The sequence below is a fragment of the Stenotrophomonas sp. STEN008 genome (genome assembly GCF_056760435.1).
Map to the genome: position 1 here is coordinate 19,876 of NZ_JBRRET010000043.1, position 10,981 is coordinate 30,856.

The 10,981-nt window shown below is 69.9% G+C and carries 6 protein-coding genes; 5 read left to right on the forward strand and 1 reads right to left on the reverse strand.

Going from position 1 to position 10,981, the window contains the following annotated elements; genetic code table 11:
* The first annotated feature begins 30 nt into the window (after nt 1-30).
* Complete coding sequence (locus tag ACVOME_RS16310) at nt 31-291, forward strand: YcgL domain-containing protein (RefSeq protein ID WP_053518100.1); 261 nt, start codon at nt 31-33, stop codon at nt 289-291.
* On the forward strand, nt 284-3,628 hold the full coding sequence (locus ACVOME_RS16315) for an ankyrin repeat domain-containing protein (RefSeq protein WP_128989955.1): 3,345 nt from the start codon (nt 284-286) through the stop codon (nt 3,626-3,628). The genes ACVOME_RS16310 and ACVOME_RS16315 overlap by 8 nt, the downstream gene beginning before the upstream one ends.
* Nucleotides 3,629-3,715: 87 nt before the next feature.
* On the opposite strand, the gene ACVOME_RS16320 is transcribed toward ACVOME_RS16315, so the two are convergent.
* Complete coding sequence (locus tag ACVOME_RS16320) at nt 3,716-5,503, reverse strand: monovalent cation:proton antiporter-2 (CPA2) family protein (RefSeq protein ID WP_481505288.1); 1,788 nt, start codon at nt 5,501-5,503, stop codon at nt 3,716-3,718.
* Between the two features lie 317 nt (nt 5,504-5,820).
* On the opposite strand from ACVOME_RS16320, the gene mgtE reads away from it, so the two are divergent.
* The 3 genes from mgtE to ACVOME_RS16335 all read left to right on the forward strand — a co-directional run bounded on the left by mgtE (nt 5,821) and on the right by ACVOME_RS16335 (nt 10,794).
* Nucleotides 5,821-7,191: a magnesium transporter gene (mgtE, locus tag ACVOME_RS16325; protein ID WP_053518107.1), complete on the forward strand. Its 1,371-nt coding sequence runs from the start codon at nt 5,821-5,823 to the stop codon at nt 7,189-7,191.
* Nucleotides 7,192-7,289: 98 nt separating this feature from the next.
* Nucleotides 7,290-10,016 carry a bifunctional acetate--CoA ligase family protein/GNAT family N-acetyltransferase gene (locus ACVOME_RS16330; RefSeq protein WP_111187192.1) on the forward strand — a complete coding sequence of 909 codons (2,727 nt, stop codon included), beginning with the start codon at nt 7,290-7,292 and terminating at the stop codon, nt 10,014-10,016.
* Between the two features lie 76 nt (nt 10,017-10,092).
* Nucleotides 10,093-10,794 carry an alpha/beta fold hydrolase gene (locus tag ACVOME_RS16335; RefSeq protein ID WP_053518111.1) on the forward strand — a complete coding sequence of 234 codons (702 nt, stop codon included), beginning with the start codon at nt 10,093-10,095 and terminating at the stop codon, nt 10,792-10,794.
* Nucleotides 10,795-10,981: the final 187 nt, after the last annotated feature.

The following is a 10,981-nucleotide window of genomic DNA, read 5'->3' on the forward strand; positions in this document are numbered from 1 at the left end:
GGGCTCTTCCCGGGTTATCGTCCCGTGGACATGCACGCCTACGTCTATAAAAGCCAACTCAAGCCGGACACCTTCGTCTACGTTCCCCGACGCGATGACTTCAGCGCGCTGCCTGCGCCGCTGGTGGCGTCGCTGGGTACGCTCACCTTCGTCCTGGACGTGGCCCTGGAGCCGCAGCGCCGCCTCGCCCAGGCCGATCCGGCCAAGGTGCGCAGCGAAATGAGCGAACGCGGGTTCTACCTGCAGGTGCCGCCGTCGGTGACCAGCATGATGCCGCGCCACAATGACTGAGCTTTCCCGTCCGCGCGCCCTGTCGATCGCCTTCGTCCTGGGTGCCCTGCTGGCGCTGGGTGCCGCCGTCGGCGGCCTGCCGGGGGCGGTGCTTGCTGCGCTGGCGCAGCCGGCGTATGCCCTGGGCATTTCGTGGTGGCGGCGCAGCCGTGCGGTACTGCCGCCGAAGTTGATCGCGCAGCAGGACCTGCCGGCCCTGCTGGCGCTGTGGACCGCCGCGCCGGTACTGCTGGCCCTGCTGCTGGCCTGGCCGCTGGCGGCACTGCGCGACAGCGGCAGCCTGGCGGCGGTGCTCGGGCTGAGCGTGCTGGTCAGTGCCGGTTTGCTGGCGGCCTGGCGTACGTGGCCGCTGTGGAATGATGTCGAGCGGCTGGATGGCAGCCTGGCGCAGCACTGGCAGGCGTTGGCCGGCCGTGACCTCACCGCCTGGCGTGGCCTTGTCGTGGCCGCGCTGGTGATCGCGCTGGCCGCACTGGTGGTGTTGCCGGCATGGCCAGGGCTGCTGCCGGAAAGCGCGCGCTGGCCCGCCACGTTGACCGTGCTGCTGGGGTCGCCGTTGCTGCATCTGCTGCTGCAGCGGGTCGCACCGGCGCCACTGGTGTCGCTGCGCGTGAACCCGGGCCCGCTGGCCGATGCCGGTGCGACACACGCGCCGCTGTTCCCCGCTGCCAGCGAGACCACGCCGCTGGAGGCGATGGCCCCGCAGGAACTGACGCCTGCGCTGCATGAAGCGGCGCGCCACGGTCGCATCGACCGGGCGCTGCAGCTGCTGCAGGCCGGCGCGGACCCGCACGCGTTGCCGGACCCGAACTGGCGTGATCAGCGCAGCCTGGCGGTACTGGCGGCGGTGTTGCCGGACCTGCGCCTGCTGCGTGAACTGATTGCCCGCGGGGTCGATGTGAACGCGCCGCACCGGGGCATGACGCCGCTGCTGGCGGCCACCCGCGACAGCTGGCATGGTCGCCCCGAAGCCGTGATGACCCTGCTGGCCAATGGCGCCGATTCTCGCGCTACCGACAGCGAGGGCAACACGCCGCTGCACCACGCGGCTCGAAGCTCCGACCCCGGCGTTGCCGCGCTGCTGCGCGATGCCGCGGCCGAAGTGGATGCACTCAACCACGAGGGCTGGTCCCCGCTGGCCGTGGCCTGCCAGGTAGGCAACTGGCGCCTGGCCCGCTTCCTGCTCGAACGCGGTGCCCGCACCGAGCCGGCGGACGGCACGCCGGTCCTGCTCGCCGCAGCCGCCACCGAAGACGATGATCCGGCCGGCGTGCAGCTGCTGCTCAAGCACAAGGCGCGTGCGGATGCGCGCGACCGCCAGCGTCGCAGCGCACTGCACGAAGCGGCCCTGGCCGGCCACGTTGAAATCATCGGCGTGCTGCTCGCTGCCGGTGCAAACCTGGAAGCACGCGACGCGCTCGGTCGCACGCCGTGGCTGGAGGCCGCGCGTGCCGGTCGCGCCGCCGTCATCGAACACCTCCTGCCGCACAAGCCCGACCTGGTGGCTGTCGATGGCGAGGGCCGCAACGCGGTGCAGCTGGCGGCCATGGCCGATACGGTTTCGCCCCTGCTGGTCAAGCGCCTGGTCGAACTGGGCATCACCGCCGATGCGGCCGATCCGGTCGGTCGGCGTGCGGTCGACTACGCGGCCGAAGCCGGTCGCTGGGCCATCGTCGCGCTGCTTGATCCGTCCTATCCGCTGCCTGCGGCGGTCAGCGATGGCCTGGCCGAGCGCGGTGAGGCCGCCAGCGCCAGTGGCCTGCTGCCTGATCGACCGCCGCTGACCCTGCTGCGCGAAGCACTGGGCTTCGGCAACACCGACGGCATGGCCGCCCTGGCCAGGCTGTGCCAGCCGCAGGAGCTGGGCAGCCTGCTGCTGGATCCGGAGCTGGCGCTGGAGCCGCGTGCCGTGGATTGGCTGCTGGCCCATGGTGCCGACCCCTATGTGCGTGATGCCTGCGCCGACACGCCGATGTTCGCGCTGCTGTCGCGCGGCGTCGATGCGGTGCCGGCGCTGCAGGTCATGCTGCAGCATGGCCTGTCGCCGGCCGGCCGCGGCGGCCTGGCCCGTTTCCTGGCCGCCTGCGCGCAGCACGATCAGGCGGCCCGCGGACTGGAACAGCTGGCGCTGGAACTGCTGGAGCGGGGTGCTGATCCGTTCGCCGCATCGCCGGCAGGCGATCCGCCGCTGTCGTTGGCGGTGCGCCTGGGCTGGCTGCGCCTGCAGCAGGCCCTGCTCAAGACTGGTGTCGACCGTGAGGCGCGCGACAGCCATGGCATGACCGCCCTGCACCTGGCGACCGCGCTGGCCCGGGAAGGTGCGCTGAAGCTGCTGGTACAGCACGGCGCCTCGCCGGAGGCACGCGCCGCCGATGGCCAGACCCCCCTGGGTGTGGCGCTGTCGAGTGGTCGTCGTGATCTGGCCGACTGGCTGGACTGGCGGGTGTGGCCACTGCCACGCCGTACCCTGCGCGATGCCGACCTGCCCTCTGCGGCGATGGCCGGCGATGTCGATGCGGTGCGTCGCCTGATCGATCTGGGGTTCGCCGTTGATGCCGTGGATGCGCAGGGCTGCACGGCGCTGCTGCGTGCCGCTGGCGGCGGCCACCTGGCGGTGACCGACCTGCTGCTGGCACGGGGCGCCGATCCGCAGCACGCAGCGGCCAGCGGCGCAACGCCGTTGTCGGCCGCGGTCAGCATGCGCCAGGTCGAGATCGTGTCGGCCCTGCTCGATGCCGGTGCCAAGCTCGAACACCGGCTGCCGGGGGGAGTGACCGTGCTGATGCTGGCCTCCGCGCTGGGCCTGCCGGACATCGTCGCGCGCCTGCTGACCGCAGGTGCCGATGTACACGCCGGAGACGCGCAGCAACTGGGCCCGCTGCACTGCGCGGCCCTGTACGGCTTCAGCGCACGTGACCGCCCGCGGTTGCTGGCGTTGCTGGACACGCTGCTGCTGGCCGGTGCCGAACCGGACCAGGCCGCCGCCGGTTCGGTCACACCGCTGCTGCTGCTGCTGGGGGCGCGCGCCGAGCCGGGTACGGCCTGCGACGAGCAGGTGGTGATGGCCGCGGTGGAGCGTCTGCTGGAAGAGGATGTCAGCCTGGACGTGCGCGATCCGCGTGGTTTCGGCCCGCTGCACCTGGCGGCGCTGCACGGCCTGCCGCTGCTGGTACAGCGCCTGCTGCGTGCCGGCGCCGACCCAGACGTGCGGGACAGCCTGAACCGCAGTCCGCGCGAGATCGCCGTGATGCGTGGCTTCATCGACGTTGCCGGCGAGTTCGAGCCGCGCGTACCGGGGGTGTCCTCGATGGCCCGGTTCCTGCGCGACAACGGCTGAGAATCGGGGGTCAGAACCCTTTCCGTTGGAAAGGGCTCTGACCCCGATCATGCGGAATGCCGACGATGCTCGGCAGCCCTTTCGCCGTCAGCGCTGCGCGTCGCCGTCGCTTTCCGCGTCGGCCTCGAACAGATGCATCAGGTCGTTGCGGGCATCGCGCGAGGTCTGGATCACGGCCGCCTCGTCGTCGTACACCAGGTACTGGTCGCGCAGCAGCTGTTCGTCGTGTTCGCGGAAGCGCTGCACATGGCGTTGGGCAACATCGGGTGCCACCCCCAGCGCGGTCAGCACGCGACCGCTCATTTCCAGGCTGGTAGCGAACACTTCGCGGAACGGTTCGGCCGACATGTCCATCAGTCGCCATGCATGCTGGCGGTTGCGCGCACGTGCCAGCACCTTCGCCTCCGGATACAGGCGCCGCACCATCCGTACCGCACGCAGATTGGTCTCCGGGTCGTCCACGGTGATCACGAACACATCGATATGTTCACCACCGGCGGCGCGCAGCATCTCCGGGCGCGTCGGATCGCCATAGTAGAGCTGGTTGCCGAAGCGACGCAGGTCGGCCACCGTGTCCGGGTTCGCTTCCAGTGCCACGAACGGCACCTTCTGTGCGGTCAGCAGGCGCGCGATTACCTGGCCGACGCGGCCCATGCCGGCAATCAGGACTTTCGGCCGGTTGTCCGGCGCGACCTTGTCGGCGTCGGCCGCGGCGCGCGGGGCCACCTTCTCCTGCCCGAGCAGCCGCATCAGGGCGATCATCAGCAGCGGCGTGATCGCCATCGACAGGCCGACAATGGCCACCAGCCGGTCGTGGTTGGCGTTGCCCAGCAGATGCGCGCGCTGCGCCTCGTTGAACACCACGAAGGCGAACTCGCCGCCCAGCCACAGCACGCTGCCCAGCAGCAGCGATTGCCGCGAACCCAGCCGGGCGATGCGGCCGATGGCATACAGCAGACTGAACTTGACCACCAGCAGGATGGCCACACCGGCGGCGATCAGCCACGGCTCGGCGGCGATGCGGTCGAGATCGATGCCCATGCCGACGGCGATGAAGAACAGGCCCAGCAGCAGGCCCTTGAACGGCTCGATCTGCGCTTCCAGCTCGTGCCGGAACTCGGAATCGGACAGCAGCACGCCGGCCAGGAACGCACCCAGGCTGGGGCTCAGGCCGGCCTCCTGCATGAACCACGCCGTGCCCAGCACGACCAGCAGGGCGGTGGCGGTGAATACCTCCGGGCTGCGGGTACGGGCGATGACACCGAACAGCCGGCGCAGGACCGGCCGCCCGCACAGGATCACCACGGCCAGCGCGCCCAGCGCCACTGCGGCATCCTCCCAACGCAGCGTCTGGTTCTTGACGCCGCCCAGCAGCGGGATGGCCGCCAGCAGCGGGATCGCGATCAGGTCCTGGAACAGCAGGATGGCAAAGCCGAGCCGGCCGTGGTCGCTGTTGATCGCCTTGTGCTCGGACAGCAGCTGCAGGCCCACGGCAGTGGAGGACAGCGCCAGCGCCACGCCCACCACCAGCGCGCTCTTCCACTGGAAGTGATCGAGCAGCAGCAGGCCGCCCAGTACCAGGCCGGACAGCGCCACCTGCGCGGCACCGGCGCCGAACACCGAGCGCCGCATCACCTTCAGGCGGGCCGGCGACAGTTCCAGCCCGATCACGAACAGCAGCATCACCACGCCGATCTCGGCCGCACCGAGGATGCGGTCGGCGTCCTGCACGAAGCCCAGCCCATCCGGCCCCAGCACCACCCCCGCGGCCAGGTAGCCCAGTACCGCGCCGAAGCCGAAGCGCTTGAACACCGGCACCGCGATGACGGCCGCCAGCAGCAGGACCAGGGCCAGTTCCAGACCGCCGCTATGCATGGGAATACCTGGTCATCGCAGAGGCCTGCCGTACGTGGGTGCGGGGAGGAGAGGGGCGGCGGACGCCGCTGCGACATTATGCGCGCCGCATCGTGCACGCGCGGCAATGGCCGCTGCGGGTTGACCTGCGCGGCCGGCAGGTCCAGACTGCCCGCCGCTGGCGGCCTGCCGCCGGCACACGCATCCCGGAGTTCCCAACCCATGTCCAGCGACAGTAGAAGTCGACCTCGTTCGACGCCAGCGATGGCCACCGCCTGACATCGGGACGGTTCGCCTGCGTTGGCGTTGCGCGAGGTCGCACCCCACAAGGCAAACCGATGAACCAGAAGCAATTGCTGCGTCCAGTGGCCGATGCCGCTGCATTGGCGGCACCGCTGGCGGACTACAACACCGCCGACGCGGTGGAGTTCCTCAACACGCTGGAGCTGCAGCGCGCTGCCGACACGCTGGCGGCGCTGCCGCTGCCGCGTGCAGTGAAGATGCTGGAAGCCCCCGAACTGCATCGCAGCGGCGAGCTCGTGGCCGCGCTGCCACCGGCGCGGGCAGCCGCGCTGCTCGGGCTGATGGCCGACGACCGCGCCACCGACATCGTTCACGAACTGGATGAGGACGAGCGCGCGCGGCTGATCCCGTTGCTGGGCGCCGATGCCCGCCAGGCCATCCAGACGCTGCTCGGTTACCCGCCGAACACGGCCGGTGCGCTGATGACCACCGAGTACGTCGCCGTGCCCGCCAGCTGGACCGTGGCGCAGACGCTGCAGCACATCCGCCAGGTCGAGCGCACGCGCGAGACCGTGTACGCGATCTACGTCCTGGACCCGGCCAGCCAGCGTCTGCAGCAGGTGGTGACCATGCGCCGCCTGATCACCGGCCTGCCCGAGGAGTCGATCCTCGAGGTGGCCCAGGTCAATCCGCCAGTAACCGTGGACGCGTTGATGGACCAGGAAGAGGTGGCGCGGCTGATCCGTCGCCACGACCTGCTGGCCATTCCGGTGGTCGATGCCAGCCAGCGGATGCTGGGCATCGTCACCGTGGACGACGTGCTTGATGCGCTGATCGAGGAATCCACCGAAGACGCGCACAAGTTCGGCGGCATGGAAGCGCTGGACAAGCCGTACATGCAGATCGGCTTCCTGGAGATGCTGCGCAAGCGTGCTGGCTGGCTGAGCGTGTTGTTCCTGGGCGAGATGCTGACGGCCAGCGCCATGCAGCACTACGAGGACGAACTGGCACGCGCGGTGGTGCTGACGTTGTTCATCCCGTTGATCATGAGTTCCGGCGGCAACTCCGGCTCGCAGGCCACCTCGCTGCTGATCCGCAGCCTGGCGCTGCGCGAGCTGCGCCTGCGCGACTGGTGGAAGGTGGCCCTGCGCGAGATTCCGACCGGCATGGTGCTGGGTGCCATTCTCGGTGCCCTGGCGATCGTCCGCATCGTCATCTGGCAGCTGGGTGGCCTGCACGACTACGGCGAGCACTGGGTGCTGCTGGCGATCACGATCGGTGCGGCGCTGGTGGGCATCGTCACCTTCGGGTCATTGTCGGGTTCGATGCTGCCGTTCGTGCTCAAGCGGCTGGGATTCGACCCGGCCAGCGCATCCGCCCCGTTCGTGGCCACGCTGGTCGACGTGACCGGGCTGGTGATCTATTTCAGCATCGCCGCGATGATCCTGCGCGGCACGCTGCTGTAGGGCCCTGTCGCCCCGCATGCGGCGGGGCGCCGCATCCCCCGCCTGCTTTGTTGCGCTGGATCATGCGCCTGTTGCGCGGGTGCGTGTACCGTAGGCGCATGAGTACCTACCACCTGCAGTCAGTGTTCCGTCCGCAGTCGGTCGCAGTGATCGGCGGCAGTCCGCGCGAGCGCTCGGCCGGCCGCGCGGTGATGCGCAACCTGCGCGGTACGGGCTTCCCCGGCAAGGTGGCGTGGATCAATCCGCGCCACGCCGAAATCGATGGCATCCGCACGGTGAAGCGGCTGAAGGATCTGGACTGGGTGCCGGATCTCGTGGTGATCACCGCGCCGGCCGCCATCGTGCCGCAGGTGGTGCGTACCGCGGCCGAGCGGGGTGTGCAGGCGGCGATCATCCTCACCGCGCATCTGGGGGATGGCCCGGGTTCACTGTCGGCGCAGGTGGAGGCCGTGGCCCGCCGGCACGGTCTGCGCATCCTGGGCCCGCATTGCCTGGGTGTGATCGCGCCGCACGCACGGCTCAACGCCAGCATCGCCGCACACTTCCCGCAGGCTGGCGATCTTGCGTTGATATCCGAATCCTCGGCGATTGCCGCGGCGCTGGTGGAATGGGGCGTGGCGCGTTCGGTGGGTTTCTCCGCCGTGGTCTCGCTGGGCGATACGCTGGACGTCGACTTCGGCGATCTGCTGGACTATTTCGCCACCGATTACCGCACGCGCGCCATCCTGCTCTACGTCGAACAGATCAAGGACGCGCGCAAATTCATGTCGGCGGCGCGTGCGGCCGCGCGCGCCAAGCCCGTGGTGGTGGTGAAGTCCGGCCGCAGCGAGCGCGTGCAGCCTGGCAGCCGCGATACCCATGTGCAGGCGCTTGCACGAGCCGACGATGTCTACGGCGCTGCGTTCAACCGCGCCGGCCTGCTGCGCGTGGGTGCGCTGGACGAGCTGTTCACCGCCGCAGAGACCCTGGGCCGGCTGGGTACCTTCCCGGGCCGTCGGCTGGCCATCCTCAGCAATGGGGGGGGCGTCGGCCGGCTGGCCGTGGACCAGCTGGCCGCGCTGCGCGGAACCCTGGCGAACCTGTCCGACAGCACGGTCGAAAAGCTCGATGCGGTGCTGCCGCAGGGCTGGTCGCGCAGCAATCCGGTGGACATCGTGGTGGATGCCGATGGTGATCGCTATGCCGCGGCCATCGAGGCCCTGCTGGCCGACAACGAGAACGATGCGGTGATGGTGGTCAACGTACCGACGGCGTTCACCTCGTCGGCCGACGCCGCGCAGGCGCTGACCCGCACGCTCGGCCTGCGCCCGCGCCACCATCGCGACAAGCCGGTGTTCGCCGTGTGGCTGGGCAACGACGACCAGGCCACCGCCACGCTCAATGCGGCGCGCGTGCCGACCTATCCCACCGAAGCCGAAGCGGTACGTGGCTTCCAGCATCTGGTGCGCTATCGGGAAGCGCAGAACGCACTGATGGAAACCCCGCCGAGCCTGCCGCAGGACTTCAGCGTGGATGCGGCCGCGGCGCGCACGCTGGTCGAGGCCGCGCTGGCCAACGGCCAGCAGTGGCTGGACCCGTTGGCCACGCACGAGCTGCTGAAGGCCTATGGCATTCCCTCCGCGCCGGTGATGCATGCGCGCGACGCGCACGAGGCCATGGATCTGGCGCAGCCGCTGCTGGAGCGGGGTGCGACCGTCGCCTTGAAGATCCTGTCACCGGACATCCCGCACAAGTCCGAAGTGGACGGCGTGCGCCTGAACCTGTCGACGCTGCCGGCGGTGCAGGCTGCGGCCAAGGCGATCCTGTCGCGTGCACGCCAGCTGCGCCCGGATGCACGCATCGACGGTCTGCTGGTGCAGCCGACCATCGTCCGCCCGAAAGCGCGTGAACTGATCGTGGGCATCGCCGATGACGCGACCTTCGGCCCGGTGATCGTGGTCGGTCGCGGCGGCACGGCGGTGGAGGTGATCAACGACAAGGCACTGGCCTTGCCGCCGCTGGATCTGCGCCTGGCCCACGAGCTGATCGGGCGTACCCGTGCGTCGCGGATCCTCAAGGCCTATGGCGATGTTCCCGCTGCCGATGAGCGCGCACTGGCCCTGGCGCTGGTGAAACTGGCGCAGCTGGCCGCCGACATTCCGGAAGTGCGCACGCTGGATATCAATCCGCTGCTGGTCGATGGCAAGGGCATTCTCGCTCTCGATGCACGCGTCGCCATCGCGCCTTCGCGCATCCTGCACAAGGGTCGCGGCCATCCGCGCTTCTCGGTGTTCCCGTATCCGAAGGAGTGGGAGCGCACCATCGAGCTGTCCGATGGCGGTCACGCCTTCGTGCGCCCGGTGCGCCCCGAGGACGACGCGCTGTTCCGCGCGTTCTTTGCCCGGGTCAGCGACGAGGATCTGCGCCTGCGCTTCTTCCAGTCGGTGAAGCACTTCAGCCACGAGTTCATCGCCCGTCTGACCCAGCTCGACTATGCGCGCTCAATCGCGCTGGTGGCCATCGAACCGCGCAGCGGCGAGATGCTCGGCGCCGTGCGCCTGCACGCGGATGCGGATTATCACCGCGGCGAGTACGGCATCCTGATCCGCTCCGACCTGAAGGGCCATGGCATTGGCTGGCGACTGATGGCGATCATGATCGAGTATGCGAAGTGGCTGGGGCTGCACGTGGTCGAGGGACAGGTGCTGCGCGAGAACAGCACCATGCTGGCGATGTGCCAGAGCCTGGGCTTCAAGACCCGGCTGGACCCGGACGACCCGACGGTGATGATGGTGACCCTGCCGGTGCAGCAGGTGGACGTTCCCGAGGTGCCGCCGGTGGCGTGAGCGTCACCTCATCGGTGGCGTCACAACGCAGCGCCGAACGTGGCATGCCGCCCATGCGGTTGCGACAATACGGGCCATGACTGACCGCATCCCCTTGCTGCTGCTCCCCGGCCTGCTCAATGATGCCGAGCTGTGGCGCGCGCAGCTGGCCGACCTGGCCGATATCGCCGAGTGCAGCGTGGGCGACCAGACCCGCGGCGCGACCCTGCAGGCGGTGGCCGAGGATGTGCTGGCGCAGGCACCTGCGCGCTTCGCGCTGGCCGGTTTCTCGCTGGGAGGCTTCGTTGCCCAGCAGATCCTGCGCGTCGCACCGGAGCGGGTGCTGCGGCTGGCGCTGATCGACACCTCGATCCACGCCGATTCGCCGGAGCGCGCCGAGCAGCGTCGCAGCCAGCGCGCCAGCGTGCGCCTGCCCGGGAAGTTCCATGGATTCGGTGACGCCCTGATGCGCAGCTACATCGATGCCTCGCGGCTGGACGACTATGTACTGGTGCAGCGCGTGCGCGACATGACGGCGCGTCTTGGCGCGGAGGTGTTCCTGCGACAGAGCGCGCTGGAACGTCGTGACGGCCACGATGTGCTGGCCGGATATCGCGATCCGCTGCTGATCGTGTGCGGTGCCAACGACCGCATCACGCCATTGGCGGTGAGCGAGGAGATGCACGCGCTGGTACCGCACTCGCAGCTGGTGGTGGTGCCCGACTGCGGGCACCTGGCGCCGATGGAGAAGCCGGATGAGGTCAGTGCGGCGATGCGCGGGTGGCTGCTGCAGGACTGAAGGGCCCGCCGGGCCCGGCGCTACCTGTGGCGATCCGGTAGCGCCGGAGCGCGCCCGGCGGCCCCCATCGTCATCGTCCGGTAGCGCCGGGCCCAGCCCCGCGGGCCCCCACGCGATTGTCCGGTAGCCCCCGGCCCGGCCCCGCGGCGTCCGCGCACCCCCCCGCCCGCCCCCGGCCATACCGGAT